General features: G+C 55.8%; 20 protein-coding genes. All 20 read right to left on the minus strand.

Annotation, left to right across the window (positions count from 1 at the left end):
• Position 1: 1 nt before the first annotated feature.
• Complete coding sequence (phnG, locus tag MKY74_RS27835) at positions 2–427, minus strand: phosphonate C-P lyase system protein PhnG (RefSeq protein WP_076169744.1); 426 nt, start codon at positions 425–427, stop codon at positions 2–4.
• A gap of 58 nt (positions 428–485) precedes the next feature.
• The gene (locus MKY74_RS27840; RefSeq protein ID WP_076169743.1) at positions 486–1187 is read right to left on the minus strand and encodes a GntR family transcriptional regulator; all 702 of its coding nucleotides are present in this window, start codon (positions 1185–1187) and stop codon (positions 486–488) included.
• Positions 1188–1209: 22 nt separating this feature from the next.
• On the minus strand, positions 1210–1851 hold the full coding sequence (locus MKY74_RS27845) for a DapH/DapD/GlmU-related protein (RefSeq protein WP_076169742.1): 642 nt from the start codon (positions 1849–1851) through the stop codon (positions 1210–1212).
• 13 nt (positions 1852–1864) lie between these two features.
• Positions 1865–2713 carry a PHP domain-containing protein gene (locus MKY74_RS27850; protein WP_076169741.1) on the minus strand — a complete coding sequence of 283 codons (849 nt, stop codon included), beginning with the start codon at positions 2711–2713 and terminating at the stop codon, positions 1865–1867.
• Between the two features lie 266 nt (positions 2714–2979).
• Positions 2980–3699, minus strand: a complete 720-nt coding sequence (locus tag MKY74_RS27855; protein ID WP_076170139.1) for a 3-ketoacyl-ACP reductase — start codon at positions 3697–3699, stop codon at positions 2980–2982.
• A 181-nt stretch (positions 3700–3880) separates the two neighbouring features.
• A complete protein-coding gene (locus tag MKY74_RS27860; protein WP_076169740.1) occupies positions 3881–4648 on the minus strand; it encodes a class I SAM-dependent DNA methyltransferase in 768 nt (255 codons plus the stop codon).
• A gap of 48 nt (positions 4649–4696) precedes the next feature.
• Positions 4697–5617 carry a CvfB family protein gene (locus MKY74_RS27865; protein ID WP_076169739.1) on the minus strand — a complete coding sequence of 307 codons (921 nt, stop codon included), beginning with the start codon at positions 5615–5617 and terminating at the stop codon, positions 4697–4699.
• Positions 5614–5961 carry a ribosome silencing factor gene (rsfS, locus tag MKY74_RS27870; protein WP_076169738.1) on the minus strand — a complete coding sequence of 116 codons (348 nt, stop codon included), beginning with the start codon at positions 5959–5961 and terminating at the stop codon, positions 5614–5616. The genes MKY74_RS27865 and rsfS overlap by 4 nt, the downstream gene beginning before the upstream one ends.
• Positions 5958–6536 (minus strand): bis(5'-nucleosyl)-tetraphosphatase (symmetrical) YqeK, encoded by a 579-nt coding sequence (gene yqeK, locus MKY74_RS27875; RefSeq protein WP_076169737.1) that lies wholly within the window; start codon positions 6534–6536, stop codon positions 5958–5960. Before yqeK ends, rsfS begins: the two co-directional genes overlap by 4 nt.
• Positions 6508–7110: a nicotinate-nucleotide adenylyltransferase gene (gene nadD / locus MKY74_RS27880; RefSeq protein ID WP_076169736.1), complete on the minus strand. Its 603-nt coding sequence runs from the start codon at positions 7108–7110 to the stop codon at positions 6508–6510. Before nadD ends, yqeK begins: the two co-directional genes overlap by 29 nt.
• 15 nt (positions 7111–7125) lie before the next feature.
• Complete coding sequence (yhbY, locus tag MKY74_RS27885) at positions 7126–7416, minus strand: ribosome assembly RNA-binding protein YhbY (protein WP_076169735.1); 291 nt, start codon at positions 7414–7416, stop codon at positions 7126–7128.
• 42 nt (positions 7417–7458) lie between these two features.
• Entirely contained in the window at positions 7459–8331 is an 873-nt protein-coding gene (locus MKY74_RS27890) for a shikimate dehydrogenase (protein WP_076169734.1), read from the minus strand.
• Positions 8332–8386: 55 nt separating this feature from the next.
• On the minus strand, positions 8387–9514 hold the full coding sequence (yqeH, locus tag MKY74_RS27895) for a ribosome biogenesis GTPase YqeH (protein WP_076169733.1): 1128 nt from the start codon (positions 9512–9514) through the stop codon (positions 8387–8389).
• Positions 9511–10038, minus strand: a complete 528-nt coding sequence (locus tag MKY74_RS27900) for a YqeG family HAD IIIA-type phosphatase (protein ID WP_076169732.1) — start codon at positions 10036–10038, stop codon at positions 9511–9513. Before MKY74_RS27900 ends, yqeH begins: the two co-directional genes overlap by 4 nt.
• 119 nt (positions 10039–10157) lie before the next feature.
• Positions 10158–12389: a DUF4129 domain-containing transglutaminase family protein gene (locus tag MKY74_RS27905; protein WP_076169731.1), complete on the minus strand. Its 2232-nt coding sequence runs from the start codon at positions 12387–12389 to the stop codon at positions 10158–10160.
• On the minus strand, positions 12386–13630 hold the full coding sequence (locus tag MKY74_RS27910; protein WP_076170138.1) for a DUF58 domain-containing protein: 1245 nt from the start codon (positions 13628–13630) through the stop codon (positions 12386–12388). Before MKY74_RS27910 ends, MKY74_RS27905 begins: the two co-directional genes overlap by 4 nt.
• Before the next feature lie 3 nt (positions 13631–13633).
• Positions 13634–14590 (minus strand): AAA family ATPase, encoded by a 957-nt coding sequence (locus tag MKY74_RS27915; protein ID WP_076169730.1) that lies wholly within the window; start codon positions 14588–14590, stop codon positions 13634–13636.
• Positions 14591–14875: 285 nt separating this feature from the next.
• Positions 14876–15226, minus strand: a complete 351-nt coding sequence (spoVAE, locus tag MKY74_RS27920; protein ID WP_076169729.1) for a stage V sporulation protein AE — start codon at positions 15224–15226, stop codon at positions 14876–14878.
• A 3-nt stretch (positions 15227–15229) separates the two neighbouring features.
• A complete protein-coding gene (gene spoVAD, locus MKY74_RS27925) occupies positions 15230–16252 on the minus strand; it encodes a stage V sporulation protein AD (protein ID WP_076169728.1) in 1023 nt (340 codons plus the stop codon).
• Positions 16249–16752 carry a stage V sporulation protein AC gene (spoVAC, locus tag MKY74_RS27930; protein ID WP_076169727.1) on the minus strand — a complete coding sequence of 168 codons (504 nt, stop codon included), beginning with the start codon at positions 16750–16752 and terminating at the stop codon, positions 16249–16251. Before spoVAC ends, spoVAD begins: the two co-directional genes overlap by 4 nt.
• Positions 16753–16873 lie beyond the last annotated feature (121 nt).

Below are 16873 nucleotides of genomic sequence, written 5' to 3' on the forward strand. Positions count from 1 at the left end.
CCTAATCCACATCCATCGTTTCAAAATCGACCTTCGTTTTGGCGATCTCGGCGAAAGCCTGGCTGCGCGTAGCAGCGATCCGGGCTTCTTCGTCCAGCAGCGTCTGATCCCATGCCCTGGTCTCCTGCAGTCCGGCCTGATACGCCGCATCGATGAGTGCAAGCTGATAGGCCAGCTCATGGTCATGCCCTTTGACCACGCCGATGCCCATGCTGCCTTCGACCTGCACCTTGCATTCGCTCACCAGCACTTCCCCCAGATAGAACAAGCTACGCTTGGCGGTCTCTCTCACTTTGACCATGACCAGTCCCTGGCTTGGCTGCTCGACCAGCTTCACTTCATAACGGTCAGCAATAGCCTGCGCCATACGGGCGGCGAGTTCCCTGGAGCCTTCAACCAGAATTTCAGTCCGTTGTCTTCGTTTCATCCATTCCCGGCCTCCCTGTTTGAGGTTGTTCAAAAAATCCGCTTTTGAGCACGCACTTTTAGAGCTCGTACGTAAAGTAGTCGCTCCGGTACATAATTCTCGTATATTCCAGCGGCTTGTTCGTCTGGCTGTCCAGACAGCCGGTCTCCACGACGAGCAGTGGAATGAGGCTGGTGCAGGCGAGCAGCTCCCTTTCTTTCCTGCCGGGATAGGTCACGCTGAGCAGCGTCTTCATCGACTCGAACCCCGTATACCCTTTTCCCCGGTAGAAATCGAACATCGAGGTAATGTCCCTGCCTGTCCGTCCGATGTCCGGAAACATCGACTCCGCCACATACGACGTGTGAATCGCAATCGGACGGTTGTCGATGAGACGGAGCCTGCCGATGCGGTATACCTTCTCTTCCGGCTGTGCTTCAAGCGCTTTATACACTTTGTGGTTATACTCGATGGGATCGCAAAAAATGTTGCGCGACTGATAGTCATACCCCATGTGGATCATTTTCCGGCTGAAGCTTTCGTTACCCGAAAAGAGGAGCGGGATGCGCTGATGCTGGTCGCGGACAAAGCTGCCCTTGCCCTGCCTGGAGTACACATACCCCAGGTCCTGCAGCTTCTCGTAAGCTTTTCGGGCCGTCATGCGGGGCACTTTGAACAACCTGGCCAAATCGTTCTCCGACGGCAGCTTGTCATCCGGCTCATAGATGCCTGCCTCCATATCGGCTATGAGCTTATCCATGATCTCCATTTCGTCATGCATCCCTTATGCTCACCCTCCTCTTTTAAACCCCGTACTTCCGGATAAAAGAATCCGTATCGTTTAACTCTTCGAACCGCTCCTGGATGACCTCCCGCGGCCAATCCCACCATGCGACCTGCAGGAGCTTCGCGATGACATCCTCCGAAAATCTCTTTCGGACCGGTTTGGCGGTAACGCCGACGACGATGGCATACGGTTCGACATCTTTGGTGACGATTGCTCCGGATCCGATCACCGCTCCGGTGCCGATATGAACCCCCTTCATGATGATCGCGCCGTGACCGATCCAGACATCGTGCCCGATCGTTACCCGGTTGCCCCGCCTCCGGTTGAAAATCGCCTCGTCATCGGTGCCGGCAAAACCGTAATCCCTTCTCCGGTAAGTCATATGATGCTGCGAAACCCGCTCCATGGGATGATCCACCGGGTTGATGCATACATGCGAGGCAATCGAAGTATATTTGCCGACTTCCGTGTAGTTGATCGTCACGTCGTCCATGGTGTAGGTGTAATCCCCGATATCGGATTCGATAATTTGATTGCCTGGACCGACGGAGGTCCAGGATCCGAACGTGCTGTGAAGAATATGCGCGCTTTCGTGAATATCAGGATCCGGGCTCAGCCGTTTATTTTCCGCGGGGCGATGAATCGAATGCTTTTCCATGAATGTTCCCCCTTTACTTCGGTCTGCGCTTCTTGAGCTCTTCGACACAGGAAATGCCCGGATCTTTGCTTCCCAGCCGAACCTCCTTCTCCCCATAGAACCCGTGAAAGTCGGATCCTCCGGTCATGACGAGATCGTAACGGCGCGCAAACTCCATGGCCCGCTCCTCGTCATCGACACCATGCAGCGAATGCCACACTTCAATACCCTGAAGCCCCATGCCCACCAGCTCGCGGACATATTCAAAGTTGCCGTATTGGCCAGGATGGGCCAGAACGGGCACCCCGCCAGCCTGAATGACGGCCTCAATGGCGTCACGGGCGTGAAGGTAGTCCAGCTTGACGTAAGCCATACCGGGCTCTTCTCCGTTTCCTCCGCGGGAAAACAATTTTTTGTACAGCTCACCATATATGGATTTGGCATAGCCATTGTCGATCAGCGCGTGCATAATGTGCTGCTTGTATACGCCGGTTCCCCCATCCGCATACCGCAGAACCTGGTCCCAGGTGATGCCGTACCCCGCCTCAATCAGCCGTTCCACCATCACACGGGAAGCTTCATGCCGCTTAGCGATCATCGGGCTACATAGCTGCTCCAGAGCCGGATGCCCCGGCTCGATGAAATAGCCCAGGATATGTACCCTCCTGCCTCTTTCCATGTCATAGGCGGATATTTCGATCCCCGGGATCATGTCAAGGCCAAGGTCTCTTCCCCGTTCCAGCATGGCGACAAGTCCCTTTGTCGTATCGTGGTTTGTGACCGCCAGCACACCAATGTTCTCATTCAATGCTGCCTCGGCCAATTCCTCAAATGAATACGAACCGTCCGAAATGGTCGTATGACAATGCAGTTCCGTCTTGATCGCTCAGCACCACCTTATCTTGGATAAGCAGACAACCGACGCCACAACCGATGATTCACGCCCGCTGCATCGCTTCGGCTGTCTGTAGTGACAGTCTAACTTGGTGCCAAGTTGCAAGGGTTAAGGCACGGTAAAGCTTCTGTAAAAATAAACGCCGTAACCGTAAATTTTGCCTCGTCTCTAGATTTTTCGCACAAAAAAAGCCTGCCTCTTAGCAGATCGGCTTCCGATCCATAAGAGACAGGCTTACAGTCCGTACAATGTTGTTATTGCGGGTTGGTCGTCCAGATGCCGGCCGATTTCACAAATACGCGCTGCGGCAGCTTCAGCGTGGCGAGCGCCAGCTCGGCCACGTCTTCCGGCTGCATCATGCGGTCCTCATCGCCGATCTTCAGGTTGTTGTCGCGGGCCAGCGCCGTATTGACGGTGCTTGGCGTCAAGGCAACGACGCGGATGTTGTTCTTGCGCACTTCCTGAAGCAGCGATTCTGTCAGCCCCATGACCGCAAATTTGGACGCGCAGTATGCAGAGCCCGTGGCAAAGCCTTTTTCCCCGGCTGTGGAGGAGATGTTAATGATGCTGCCGCTGTTTTGCCCCACCATATCCGGCAGGACGGCCCGGGACATGTAATATGTACCCATCAGGTTTACCTGAATGATTTGTTCCCACTGGGCCGGATCCATTTCGAGTACGGTCCCGAACGAAGCGATGCCCGCGTTATTGATCAGAATATCGATCGTGCCGAGCTCTGCCTTCAGCGCACTCACCGCGCTTTCCGCTTCCTCCCGCTTTGATACATCCGCCGCTGCTGTCGCAACACGGATGCCGTGTTCGCCGGCCAGCGAAGCCTTCAGCGCATCCAAATCGGAGGCGGTGCGGGAAATGAGGCCCAGATTCACGCCTTCTTTGGCCAGCAGCTCAGCAATCGCCAAGCCGATTCCTTTGCCCGCTCCGGTAATAACCGCCGTTTTTCCTTGTAGATCCATCAAACTCATCATGTTCTCTCCGTTTCTGTTTGAATTTGTTGAAGACGATGCCTCCATGTAGGCATCTCCCATTATACTATTAGCCGCAAATAGCCCCGGAACCTTCGTTCCGAGGCAAAATCCCGCAAAGCATCCTCTCCAATATAGACCAGATGCTTTGCAAGGACATGATATTCTCAGCCTATTTGACCGCGACGAAAAACAGCCGCTGCGCCTCGTCGTCCGCTTCCACCCACTCAAAGTCGGCATACGTCTGCACGTCCCGGAATCCGGCCTTGAGCAGCTCGCTCTTCATCCATTTTGGATCATAGCCCCGCTGCACGTGCACTTCTTCAAAGCGGCGGTACAAATCGCTGTCTTCTTCCTTCGCAAAGATGCTCAAATGATGCTCGATTTCGCACCGCGGCGCGTCCAGGTCGCAGGTCCAGATGTACGAAACCGACTTGTCGTCCCATACGAACGGCTGCTCCTCGTCATAGCGGATGATCGTATTCGGATGATGCACGTCAAACACGAAGATCCCCTTGTCCTTCAGCCCGTTGTAGGTCTGTCTAAAGGTCGCGACGATATCGGCTTCTTCCAGCAGGTAACTGATGCAGTCGCAAAATGAAATGACCGCATCGACGGGCTCGGGCAGCTCCCAAGCGCGCATATCCTGCTGCACCCAGCGGATGGAGCCCTCCCGGAACAGCCGGCTGCCCTGCGGCGTCTTCTCCATCTTCCGCCTTGCTACGGACAGCATGTCCGCCGACAGGTCGATCCCTGTCACTTCGAACCCCGAGTTCACAAGCGGAATCGTGATGCTGCCCGTGCCGCATCCCAGTTCTACCACACTTTTCGGCATGCCGTATTTTTCCCAGGCCTGTCGTGCAAACCTGAGCCAATCGGGATACGGCATATCTTCCATCAGTTCATCGTAAACATATGCAAATTTTCTGTAAGAGGACATGATGACACCGCACTTTCTGTTAACGTTCCGAAAATCCTCCCAGCCCTGTTAGGACGGATCGGCGTTCCCGCCCGTTTCCGGTTTGGAACTTTCCGGCTGAACCAGATAAGTCCAGTTCTCCTTCTGCGTGATAAGACCTTCCTTCATCAATTTGCCGAGTGCGCGCTTGAATGCCGACTTGCTGATGCCGAAGCGCTGCTTGATAATGTCCGGAGGCGTTGCATCCGAATACGGCATGCCTCCGTTCGGACGTTCCTTCAGGAACTCCAGCAGGCGGTCGGCATCCAAATCCCGGCCAACTTCCTTGCGCTGCGCCATGGATAGGTTGACGCGTCCGTCCTCACGAATGTGGCTGACCCGCACCTGCAGCTCTTCGCCCAGACGCAGCATGCGGGTTCGCTCCGAGGAGTGGATCATGCCGATGGCGCCGAAGCCGAGCACTCCCCCGTCCACGATTACAAACGTTCCCATCTGCAGCGGGCGGTACACCGTGGCGGTGAACCACTGGTTTACCCAGGACTGCGGCGCCTGGAACGTATGCTGCGACAGCTCCTGTTCGCCGGCCAGCTTCGCCCGCAGCCGTCCCTGCTTGTCATGCTCCATAATGACGAACACCGAGTCCCCGACCCGTGGATGAAGCTCTCTCAGTTCGGGCAGCTCGCGGATCGGCAGCAGCAGCTGACGGCCTAGCCCCATCTCGAGAAAGCATCCCAGTCTTGGATGCACGTCCGCCACAACCAGCTTCGCCATCTCGCCCAAGGTCAAATACGGCTTTTTCATCGTTGCCGCCAGCCGGTCTTCCGTATCGTAAAAAATAAACACTTCCACGCGATCTCCCGGCTCGATCTTCCGGGTCAGCTCCGTGTAATGGAGCAGAACATCTTGTCCGCCAGCATCGAGAAAATAGCCGTAAGGCGATACTTCGCGCATCACCTCATAGGTTTGAATCGTTCCTGCAATCGGACTCATACCGTTTCCACGACCTTGGCATCCGACCACAGGCGTTCGATGTTGTAATAATCCCGTTCATCCCGGTGGAAAATGTGCACGATCACGTCGCCCAGGTCCATCAGCACCCAGCGTGCGGAATCCATTCCTTCCACGCCGCGGATTTCGAGGCCTGCTTCATGCACGCGCTTGCGGATTTCGGTCGCGATGGATTGGACCTGGGTATCCGAATTCCCGTGACAGATGACGAAATAATCGGAAATGAGGGAAATCCCCCGCAGGTCGAGCGCCACGACGTTCATGGCCTTTTTATCTTCAGCGGCAGCCACGGCCAGGTTTAACAATTCTTCAGGTTTCAAGGTCATACATTCGCCTCCAACTGTTTAATAAGATCATTGCGGGCAAATACGGTCAGCGGGTAAATGATCTGACGGCGGGAGATGAGCAGACTGATCGTGGAGTCCAGCCCGGCGATCAATCCCTCTTCAAGGCTATGGTTGGCCAGTTCCCGGATATTATTCACGCCCGGAAAATCCCTTCCCGGTTCGATGTAATCCGCCAGGCACACGACCTTGTCCAGCAGGGTCATGCCGATGCGGCCGGAGGTATGATACCGGATCGCATCCAAAATTTCAGGATCGGTAATCCCGTAATCCCGTTCCGCTACAAACGCACCTACTTCGGCATGCCAGAGCGGTTTATCGTAAAACAGCAGATCCTTGGACAGATCGTTTTCCTTAATGATCGCTTCCATTTGCTTCACGGGCCAGTATTTGGCCACGTCGTGAAGAATCGCCGCCGTTTCGGCCTTAACAGGGTCCGCTCCGTAACGCTCCGCAAGCATGACTGCGGATTGCATCACGCCTTCTGTGTGCTTCCAGCGCATGGCCGGCATTTGTCCGGACACGGCTTTAATCAGTTCTTCGCGGCTGAATGCCATACATTCCCCTCCTTCTGATATAGTCGTAGACACTGTCTGTCACCATATAACGAATGGAGTGTCCGGTGGCCAGTCTTTCCCGGATTTCGGTCGACGAGATGTCCACCTCGGGCATGTCGGCCAGTAGAATTTTTCCCTTCAAATAAGCGGGGAGCGCGTCCAAGTTCAGCGTGGAGCCCGGACGCCCGACACCGATAAAGCTCATCAGTTCAACCAGTTCCTCAATGCCCTCCCACTTCGGCAAATAATTGACCATATCGGCCCCGATAATGAAATGAAATTCGATGTTGTCAAACGAGCTGCGGATTTCCTTGACCGTGTCGATCGTATAAGAAACCCCGCCTCTTCTGATTTCAATATCGAGGGTCCGAAAGCAGGGATGGTCCGCAATCGCTTCAGCGACCATGCCGAGACGCTGTTCGCCGGTAGCTCCCGCCTGTTCCTTATGGGGCGGAATATGACTGGGCATAAACCAAACCTCGTCCAGTCCGAACGTGTCCCGGGCCGCCTCGGCAGCGAGCAGATGTCCGATGTGGATCGGATCAAAGGTACCTCCCATGATACCTACCTTCATGCTGATCCCTCCCGCTTATGGCAATTCAATCTGCTTATGATCTTTGGATTCTTTATATAAAATAATCGTGCTGCCGATCACCTGCACCAGTTCAGAGCCCGATTTTTCGGCCAATTCCTCGGCGATTTCGTGCTTGTCTTCCAAGCAGTTGTTGAGAATGCTGACCTTCATCAGCTCCCTCTTCTCAATGGCCTCGACGATATGACGGATTAACTGGTCGTTCGTTCCGCCCTTGCCGACTTGAAAAATCGGGTCCAAATGATGCGCCTGGGACCGGAGATAGCGTTTTTGCTTACCTGTTAACATAAAATGTCAAAACTCCTTAATCTTCAATGTACAATTCAATAATCATGATTCCTTCATACTGGCCAGAACCGCGCTGCGCATCGCCTCTACCGGGGCGGGCAGTCCGGTCCAATACTCCAGGGCAAAGGCTCCCTGATTCACAAACATCCCGAGACCGCCGTGAATGACGCAGCCCTTCTTCTCGCTGTCAGCGAGCAGCCGGGTCTTCAGCGGATTATAGATCAGGTCGCTAACCACGATTCCCGGAGGAATCCGCTCGGAATCTAGCGGTGTTCCGTCCATATGCGGATGCATGCCGACCGATGTCGTATTAATGATTACATCTACTTCGCCTAGAATGGCCGGAATGCCGTCCATGGCCATCCCGCGAATGTCCGCCAGCGCTTTCCATTCAGCCGCCAGCGCCTCGGCTTTATCGGCCGTCCGGTTGGCGACATAAATCCGGTCCGGATGCTCCAGCGTCAGGGCGTATACGATACCGCGAGCGGCACCTCCGGCTCCGAGCACCAGAATGCTTTTGCCTTTCAGCTCGGCAATCGCTTCTTCCTTCAGGGAACGGACATAACCTATACCGTCTGTATTATACCCCGTGAGGTAGCCTCCGTCATTCACGATCGTGTTGACGGCTCCGATCTTCAAGGCCGTTTCGTCCAGCTCGTTCAGGAACGGAATAACCTCCAGCTTGTGCGGAATCGTGACGTTGATTCCCCGAAAGCCAAGCGCCTTGATGCCTTCCAGCGCCTTTCCGACCTGCTCCCGCGATACGCGCATCGGAACATAGGCGCCCGGGATGCCGAGTGCGGCCAGCGCCGCCTTATGCATCACGGGCGATTTGGAATGGGCGATCGGATCCCCGATGACGCCCAGCAGCAGCTCCCCTGTATGTTTCAGTAACTCCGGTTTAGCCAAATTCATGGTTTCCCCTTTCCCTGCTCTCACCTGTCAGCTCTTGCAACGTTCAAAGGCAGCGTCAGATTAAAGAAGGTCTTGCCAGCACCTTGACTCCCCGCGGCGCATGAATAGCGCACAGGGCTCCCTGATCGCTGTTCACTTTAACCCAGCCCAATCCGGAGACGAACAGATCCATGCGCATACCGCGCTTGATGCGGAATTCATGCCTTGTCCATTCCGGCAGCTTCCCGATGTTCTCCCGGTTCGGCGGGGACAGCAATTCTCCGGCATGCTCCGCGTAAAGCTCATCGGCACGCTCCAGCTTGGTGCGGTGTATGCCTACGCGGCTGCCGACAAAGCAGGTAAACGACTGGCGCTCGCCCTGAATAAAGTCAAACCGTGCCATGGCTCCGAAAAACAGCGTCTGTCCTTCGTTCAGCTGGTACACGGCCGGCTTCAACGGGTTGTCCGGCATGACGGCGCCCAGGTCCTCACGAGTGACGAGCTCACTGTAGCGCCAAGGGTATACGATCCCCGGCGTGTCGATAATAAAGCGGCCGTCGTCGAGCGGAATGTTGACCATATCCAGGGTCGTTCCCGGATAACGCGATACGGTCAGCTCCTGCTCCAAATCGCTGTAATCCCGGATCAGCCGGTTGATCAGCGTCGATTTGCCGACATTGGTCGCCCCTACCACATAAACGTCGCGGTCTCCGCGATATGAGGCAACCGTGTCCAGCAGGCGGTCGAAGCCCTGATTTTTCTTGGCGCTGCAAAGGACGATTTCTTCTGTCTTGAGGCCGTGCTCCTTGCATTGTTTCTGCACCCAGTTAAGCACCTTATTCCAGTTCGTCACTTTAGGCAGAAGGTCGATTTTGTTCACGGCGAGAATGACCGGATTGTTACCGACAAACCGCTGCAAGCCTGAAATGAGGCTTCCTTCAAAATCGAACAGATCTACAATATGAATAACGAGCGCGTTCTTCCCTCCGATTTGGCTGAGCAGACGCAGGAATTCATCCTGGTCGACGGCAACGGAAGAAGCCTCGTTGTAGTTTTTAATCCGGAAGCAGCGCTGGCAGATGACCGGATCCCGGTCCATCGCTTTCTCCGGGGTATACCCCGGTAGCTCGGGCTGTTCCGTTTGGATGGCAATCCCGCAGCCGCTGCATTTTACGGCTTGACTGCCGTCTATCGGGTCTTTCATTGTTGGTGTTCCTCCTCCAGCCATAATCCCTTTTTCCGCAATCGTGCGAGCGCAATTTTCTCCAGACGCCGGTTCATGCGCGTACCCCAGCCTTCATCCTGAATGGATATCGGGAGCACCAGCACGGTAAACAGGCCGAGCCGGTTACCGCCATACACATCGGTCAGCATCTGGTCGCCGACCACGATCGTCTCCTCGCTCTTCAGGCCCATCATCTGCATGGCTTTCCGGAAAGGCGCGTTCGACGGCTTGCGGGCTTCATGGACAAACCGGATATCCAGCGGGGTGGCAAAAGTCGATACCCTCGCCATTTGGTTATTGGACACGATGACAAGCTGAAACCCTGCCTTTTTCACCTTTTCGAACCAAGCGATCAGCTCGGGGGTGGCCAAGGGAGCCTTGGCACCGACCAGCGTATTGTCCAGATCCGTGATGATTCCACGGAATCCCTGCGAGTACAGCCGCTCCAAATCCAGATCAAACACCGTTTTTACCTTCATTTTCGGGATAAGCATTTCAAACAAATTGATGTCACCTCAGTTTCATAGGACAAACTATACCATAATCTGCGTAGTTAGTAAAAAACTTATGTTCGGGCGAAACAAAAAAGAAAACGCCCGGAGGGCGCCTTCTAAAAAGTCCATCACGCTGCATTCTTCGGTATCTTTTTCATCGCAGCTTTCAATTCCTTCGCATGGGCATGGACGCTTCTCCATTCCGATTCTGACACCGATGAAGGGCTGTAGCGCGCCTTCTCGAACAGCTGCAGCAGGGGCTCCAGGAAGGATCCGAGCGCCGGGGACCGTCCTTCCCAGCGGCTGACCGACTCCCGGAGCGTTTCGTCCGCGCCGCGTTTGAGTCCTCTTCGGCGCAGCTCCTTGATCCACCGTTCGGTCATGACAATGACCTTCTGGTCGGGAGACAGCTTCTGTCCCGTACGAAGCCGAAGCCATCCAAAGCGGAGCTGGAGCCGATTCCGCCACAACACATACACTGCAAATGCTGCAAGGATGAGGAGGGAAGCGCCGTATACGATTTGCACCACGGGTCCGCGATCCTGGCCTTGCGCTGACTGTTGCGGCGCCTGCTCAGGCTGGTCCTCCTCCACTTCCGGCTGTTTCTCCGGCTCGGCCGGATCTTGCGCCTGGGCGTCATGCGTGAGCAGCGGCATGCTGAAGCCGGGGGTCGCTTCCACCGGAATCCAGCCGTACGGCCCGAAATAGACCTCGGCCCACGAATGCGCATCCGCATTGGTCACCGTATACACGCCGGAGTCCGAGGTGCCCTGTACGCCTTGGACCTGCACGTCGGCGCTGCTTCCCTGCACCTGGCCGGGAGCGTACCCTTTGACCCACCGCGCCGGGATGCCGAGGGAACGGGCCATCATCACCATCGAAGTCGAGAAATAATCGCAGTATCCTTCCTTGATCTCAAACAGGAAGCTGTCCACGAAATCGTCGCTCACCTTTTTGGACAAGTCGGGCTCGTTTGTATATGTGTAATTCGTTGTTAAATAGTTTTGAAGCAGACCGATCTTTTCATACGGCGTTGCCCCGGAAGCCGTCACTTCTTCCGCAAGGTCGCGGGCCCGCTTCGGAAAATCGTTCGGCACCTGCAGATAGGCATCCTCGGTCCCTTGGGAGCCGTACAGGTCGGCGAACGACTTCTGGCGGATTTCATCCTCCGAAACGACCGGAACCTCGGACACCACCGTGTAGGTTTTCGGATAACGGTCCCGCTTTGACTCGGCGGTCCAGCGAAGCTCCGACTGGGAACTGTTCCAGCGGAGGCTGCCTGTATTTTTCCCGTCATCGATAAGCTCTACTTTGGACAGGTTATACGCACCGAACAAAACGGGGTATTGATTGTCACTCAGCATCGTAACCGTCTGTTTTACCGTCATCGAATCGCCGGCGGTTGGTCCATCTCCGGAAAGCTTCGTATCCGCCGTCACCTCATCGGTCTCCCTGCCGGAATTGCGCTCGTCCCCCCAGCCGCTGCCGGTATACAGCCTGCGGGTCTCCCCGCGCCAATAGCTTCGCTGGTCGGAGCTGATTTCCATCACCGGCGTGTAGTCAAAGTTGAACCCGCCGCCGAGTTTGGTATCATTGCGGCTGTATCCCGAGGAAGTCCGCAGCACCGATTCGGCCGGATCCCCGTCAATGCCTGCCGTTGCAGCCGTCTCGCCTTGGACAACCCAAGCCGTATAGGGATCGGTCAAGGACGGCGGCACTTCCGGCATGTTAACACCGACGGCAAACACGAGCGAAAAAATGACCGCTACGTTCAGCAGCATTTTTAGCGGGTACTGCCGAAGATAGCGCCAGCCATGCGGGTATTTCTGCTGGAAGCGGCGGAAATGTTCGCTGACCAGCCAGCCGAGCGCCGCAAACACCGTCCAGGCGACTTCCTTCCATAAATCGTACACGGTGAAGGAATCCAGTATGGAGAACGCCACGATCAGCATGCCTGTGAACACGAGGATTCTGCGCTGATTGTTGACCAGCTTGGCGCTGAACAGCAGCAGAATCCAAGCGCCTACGGCAAAACCGAGGTACGGCAGCGCGTTGCCCGTAAACTGCTGAATCCGGTTCGGCAGGCTTCCTGCCGGAAAGTAAATCCAGTACGCGATCATCTCCCGGTGAATGATGTACAGCACGGCGATGCCTTCCAGCGCGTACCGGTAAATGCTTTTGATTGGCAGCAAAATTTCGATCGCCGTGATGACCGTCACGCTGATGATGACGATGGCCGTCGTCTCGCTGTACCAAATGTTGTTCATAAAGTAAATCCACTGCAGCGCCATAATCCACAACCACACCAGGGATAAGGTGCGGAAAAACGAAGTGCGCAGCGAATACAGCCAGTTGATCAAACCCTTCCACCCCCTAATGCGGCCGGCAGCTCACTCAGCGATTGAATGCTGCACGCAAAGGTTCCGCGGGAAGCGAGCATCGCTCCCCAGCCTTCTACGCCCTTTTCTCGTCCTGAGCTGATCCGAATGTGCGAAGAGCTCATACCCCGGGTTTCAGCCCAGCGCAGAATGTCGAGCACCTGCTGGCCGCTGGCCGGTGAAATGAAAACGAGGAAGGCCCCCGCCGGAAGAAACCGTGCGTTCTGCTCCAGCTTCGGGAGCAGCTTACCGTAACCGTCGGCAGACAGGTCAACCAGATGATGCATCATCCGCTGGCGGTCTCCTTGCACACTGCTTGGCGGAAACAATTTGAATGTGTCGCCGAGGGTAGCGAGGCCCATGTTCATTCTCCCGCGCCCGCCATACTCGAGCAGGGAAGCCGCTGTGGAAACAGCCAGCTCAAACTGCGCGTCGGAGCCGTAGTGAGCCTTCGTGGCGTCCAGCAGAAGCATCGTTTTCGGAACGGAATCGTACTCGAATTCCTTGGATTTCCACTGTCCGGTCTTCGCGGTAGCGTTCCAGTGAATCCGGGAAATCCGGTCCCCGTACACATAATCGCGGACGCCGTTAATCTGGGTCGTTTCTTTGCGTGAAGCTGCCGAGGCGGTTTGCGGCCCCGCAAGCGGGGAATTCCGGTCGAACAGCTTCCAGGTGGGGATAAACACGGTCCGGGGCATCACGCGAAACTGGCCGGGCACATGAAAACGGCCTTTATGCTCGATAAAACCGAAAATATCCTCGCTGACACATTCTGTTTCGGTAAAATAGTATCTTCCCCGCTCCAGCGGCGGCGTCTGGAACATCAGGGTACCGCTGCCTCTGTAACTGGGAATGACGCTTTCCTCAAACGACCAGGAATCTCCGTTATGCCGCTTCATGACTTCACGGATGATGATGTAGGGCATCGGCAGAAATCCCGGAATCGAAAAATGGAGCCTGACCTTGATCTGCTCGCCGGCGTGAAGCACGGTGCCTTGTCCCCTTTCGGTGGACAGCTGGCGCGTTCCCCGCGTCAGCCGGACGCCGCTGATGCCAAGCACGATCAAATACAGCACGATGACGCTGATCATGACAAACAGCATCAGGGACGTCTTGCCCCCCTGAAACAGAACATAGAACAGGCTGGCGACCCATACGAGCAGTACGGCCCAATACCTCGGGGTTTTGAGTCCGGATCGGATACCGGTTAACAGCCTTGTCATCATTTATCGCTCCATCGCCACAGGCACATGCACCTGCTGAAGGATGTTTTTCAGCACGGATTCCGGACTGACGTTGTCCAGCCGGGACTCCGGGCGAAGGATGATGCGGTGGGCGAGAACATAAGGAGCGAGCGTCTTAATATCGTCCGGAAGGACGTACTCCCGCTGCTGCAGGAATGCAAACGCCTTGACCGCGTTCAGAAACGACAGGGAAGCGCGCGGGCTGGCTCCGAGCAGGACGGAGGCATGCTCCCGGGTACGGCGGACGATGCTCAGCAGATAGTCCGTCACCGCCTCGTCGATATAAATGCTGCGGATTTCATGCTGCATCTCCGCGATCTGTTCCATGTTGGTCACCGGAGTCAGCCGGTCGACCGGCTGGCCCTGCTTGTGCTGGTACAGCAGGCTTTTTTCCGTGGCCGCGTCGGGGTAGCCGAGGCTGATCTTCATCATAAAACGGTCAAGCTGCGCTTCGGGCAGCATGTAAGTGCCTTCAAAGTCGATCGGGTTCTGGGTGGCGCACAGCATGAAGGGACGGGGAAGCTCATACGTTTCGCCGTCCACCGTCACGTTGCGCTCTTCCATGACCTCAAGCAGGGCCGACTGGGTCTTCGTCGTGGCCCGGTTAATTTCGTCAGCCAGCAGAATGTTGGTCATCACCGGACCCGGACGGAAGTAGAACCGCTCCTCGCGCGGATGAAATACGGAAACGCCGGTAATATCGCTCGGCAGAATGTCCGGGTTGCACTGGACACGCCGGTAATCGCCGCTCATGGACCGGGCGAGCGCCTTGATGAGCTGCGTCTTCCCCGTTCCGGGTACATCTTCGATCAAAACATGCCCTTCGGCCAGCAGAGCAGTTAGAAGGAGCTGTATTTCAAATGATTTTCCCAATATGCAAGATTCGAGATTGGATCTTACTGCTGCAATAATGTGAAGAAATTCGCTGCGTACGGGCATATCAGTTCCTCCTAGAATTCGTAATCAATGAACATGCTCGCAGATGCGTTCACTGGTAAATCGATAACATCGTAAAATAGCTGGATACATATAAGTATATATTTTACATTGTACATGAAGGAAGAACAGAAAGTATATTGGGCACATTTCCTAAAATCGTCGTATACCCCCACATACCCGCCGAAATGAACGGCAAAACACCCCGGAATACACAATTCCGGGGTGTTTATTCTGGCAACCCATTTTCGGTTCAAGCAAGGAAATGCAAACGGCGGATTGGTGGAATTACCCGCGGGGACGGACGAACAGCGCGGCGATAAACGAAAAGATAATCGCCGCCGATATCCCCGCGCTGGTGACCTCGAAGATGCCTGTCACAACCCCGATCCAGCCGTCCCTCTGAAGCTCCGACAGCGCTCCGTGAACAAGCGAGCTGCCGAAGCTGGTGATGGGAACGGAAGCGCCGGCACCGGCAAATTTGACGAGGGGATCGTACCAGCCGAGACCGTCAGCCACCGCTCCCGCCACCACCAGCGTGCTCATCGTATGCGCCGGCGTCATCTTGAACAAGTCCATCATGAGCTGGCCGATAACACAAATCAGACCGCCGATAATAAACGCCCATAAAAACTGCATTGGTTAATCCTCCATTTCCAGCGCTACGGCGTGGGCGATGCACGGAATGCTCTCTCCCTGCTGAACCGACAAGGGGGAGTGCAGCGAGCCGGTCGCCACGACCAGCACTTTATGTAATTCGCGTTGTAACATCCGTTTGACCAAATGGCCGTAGGTCACCGCCGCCGAGCAGCCGCAGCCGCTTCCTCCGGCCAGGACGGCCTTCTGCTTCTCACGGTTATAAATCATAAGCCCGCAATCGCCGAATTTCGTCTCGTCCATCTGGTAACCTTCCTTCTCCAGCAGCTCCTGCGCAATCGGCAGACCGACCGAAGCCAGATCGCCGGTTACAATCAAGTCATAATAATCGGGAGACAGCCCCGTATCCCGGAAATGCGCGGCGATCGTATCGGCAGCGGCCGGCGCCATCGCGGCGCCCATATTGAACGGATCTTTGACCCCAAGGTCCATGATCCTGCCGATGGTCGCCCGGGCGATTCTCGGGCCGGTTTGGCCCTGCCCGCCTTTGGCGATAACGCCGCAGCCCGCCCCGGTGACTGTGTATTGGGCGGTCGGCGGCTTCTGCGAGCCGTATTCGGTCGGATACCGGAACTGCTTTTCGGCCGTGCAGTTATGGCTGCCCGTTCCGGCCATCACCCGTTCCGCGGCCCCTGTGTCGACCATCAGGGCGGAAATCGCCAGACTTTCCATGGACGTCGAGCAGGCCCCGAACACGCCCAGGTATGGCACGCCAAGCTTGCGGGCGGAGAACGTGCTGCTGATGATCTGGTTCATCAGATCCCCGCCAACATAGAACTGGATCTGTTCCTTGTCCAGTCCCGACTTGATGACGGCAAGCTGGGCGGCCTGCTCCAGCAGCCTCCGCTCCGCTTTCTCCCATGTTTTCTCATTGATTTCGAGATTGTCATACACATAATCGAAATCGGGAGACAGCGGACCTTGTCCCTCATCAGGACCGACGACGGCGGCGCTTCCGATCAGAACGGGCCTGGTGTCAAACTCCCAGGTCTGGCCTGTCAGCTTCATGGCTGATGCACTCCCTGGATGCCGAAGATGGCGTAGACGAGTCCCACGACGAAGGCGGCGACGGTTCCGAACACGATCACGGAGCCGGCGAGCTTGAACATGTTGGCCCCGACGCCAAGGACATAGCCTTCCGCTTTATGCTCAAGCGCCGCCGAGCACATGGAGTTGGCGAAGCCCGTAACCGGTACCGCCGTTCCCGCTCCGGCCCATTGGGCGATTTTGTCGTACACGCCAAAGCTGGTCAGGATGACCGATATAATAATGAGCACCGCAACGGTCGGATTGCCCGCTTCTTTGACCGTCATGTCAAACCAGCTCATGAACGCCCGCTGAATCGCTTGTCCGATCAGACAGATCAAGCCGCCGACCACAAAAGCACTTACGCAGTTTTTGAATGTGCTGCGCGAAGGAGAATGCTTTTTGCTGATGGATTTATATTCCTCGGGCGTCAAGGAATCGATCTTGAATCCGGTTCCCCTGTTCTTCGTATTGGCAGGCATTACAGGCACCTCCTATTCATCATTCCTTTTCATTATTTGTCATTTGCAGGAGAGTTATGTATGTTATGCGGAGGCGGGCAGCAAACAGCGCCAGGCAGCCGGGCGCTAATATTTGAAACCT

The organism is Paenibacillus sp. FSL R5-0378, assembly GCF_038009285.1.
Taxonomy (GTDB): domain Bacteria; phylum Bacillota; class Bacilli; order Paenibacillales; family Paenibacillaceae; genus Paenibacillus_AQ; species Paenibacillus_AQ favisporus.

Coding starts and splice junctions, on each gene's coding strand:
- phnG (WP_076169744.1), bottom strand. CDS start 427: ATGAAACGAAGACAACGGACTGAAATTCTGGTTGAAGGCTCCAGGGAA.
- MKY74_RS27840 (WP_076169743.1), bottom strand. CDS start 1,187: ATGCATGACGAAATGGAGATCATGGATAAGCTCATAGCCGATATGGAG.
- MKY74_RS27845 (WP_076169742.1), bottom strand. CDS start 1,851: ATGGAAAAGCATTCGATTCATCGCCCCGCGGAAAATAAACGGCTGAGC.
- MKY74_RS27855 (WP_076170139.1), bottom strand. CDS start 3,699: ATGGATCTACAAGGAAAAACGGCGGTTATTACCGGAGCGGGCAAAGGA.
- MKY74_RS27860 (WP_076169740.1), bottom strand. CDS start 4,648: ATGTCCTCTTACAGAAAATTTGCATATGTTTACGATGAACTGATGGAA.
- MKY74_RS27865 (WP_076169739.1), bottom strand. CDS start 5,617: ATGAGTCCGATTGCAGGAACGATTCAAACCTATGAGGTGATGCGCGAA.
- rsfS (WP_076169738.1), bottom strand. CDS start 5,961: ATGACCTTGAAACCTGAAGAATTGTTAAACCTGGCCGTGGCTGCCGCT.
- yqeK (WP_076169737.1), bottom strand. CDS start 6,536: ATGGCATTCAGCCGCGAAGAACTGATTAAAGCCGTGTCCGGACAAATG.
- nadD (WP_076169736.1), bottom strand. CDS start 7,110: ATGAAGGTAGGTATCATGGGAGGTACCTTTGATCCGATCCACATCGGA.
- yhbY (WP_076169735.1), bottom strand. CDS start 7,416: ATGTTAACAGGTAAGCAAAAACGCTATCTCCGGTCCCAGGCGCATCAT.
- MKY74_RS27890 (WP_076169734.1), bottom strand. CDS start 8,331: ATGAATTTGGCTAAACCGGAGTTACTGAAACATACAGGGGAGCTGCTG.
- yqeH (WP_076169733.1), bottom strand. CDS start 9,514: ATGAAAGACCCGATAGACGGCAGTCAAGCCGTAAAATGCAGCGGCTGC.
- MKY74_RS27910 (WP_076170138.1), bottom strand. CDS start 13,630: ATGACAAGGCTGTTAACCGGTATCCGATCCGGACTCAAAACCCCGAGG.
- MKY74_RS27915 (WP_076169730.1), bottom strand. CDS start 14,590: ATGCCCGTACGCAGCGAATTTCTTCACATTATTGCAGCAGTAAGATCC.
- spoVAE (WP_076169729.1), bottom strand. CDS start 15,226: ATGCAGTTTTTATGGGCGTTTATTATCGGCGGTCTGATTTGTGTTATC.
- spoVAD (WP_076169728.1), bottom strand. CDS start 16,252: ATGAAGCTGACAGGCCAGACCTGGGAGTTTGACACCAGGCCCGTTCTG.
- spoVAC (WP_076169727.1), bottom strand. CDS start 16,752: ATGCCTGCCAATACGAAGAACAGGGGAACCGGATTCAAGATCGATTCC.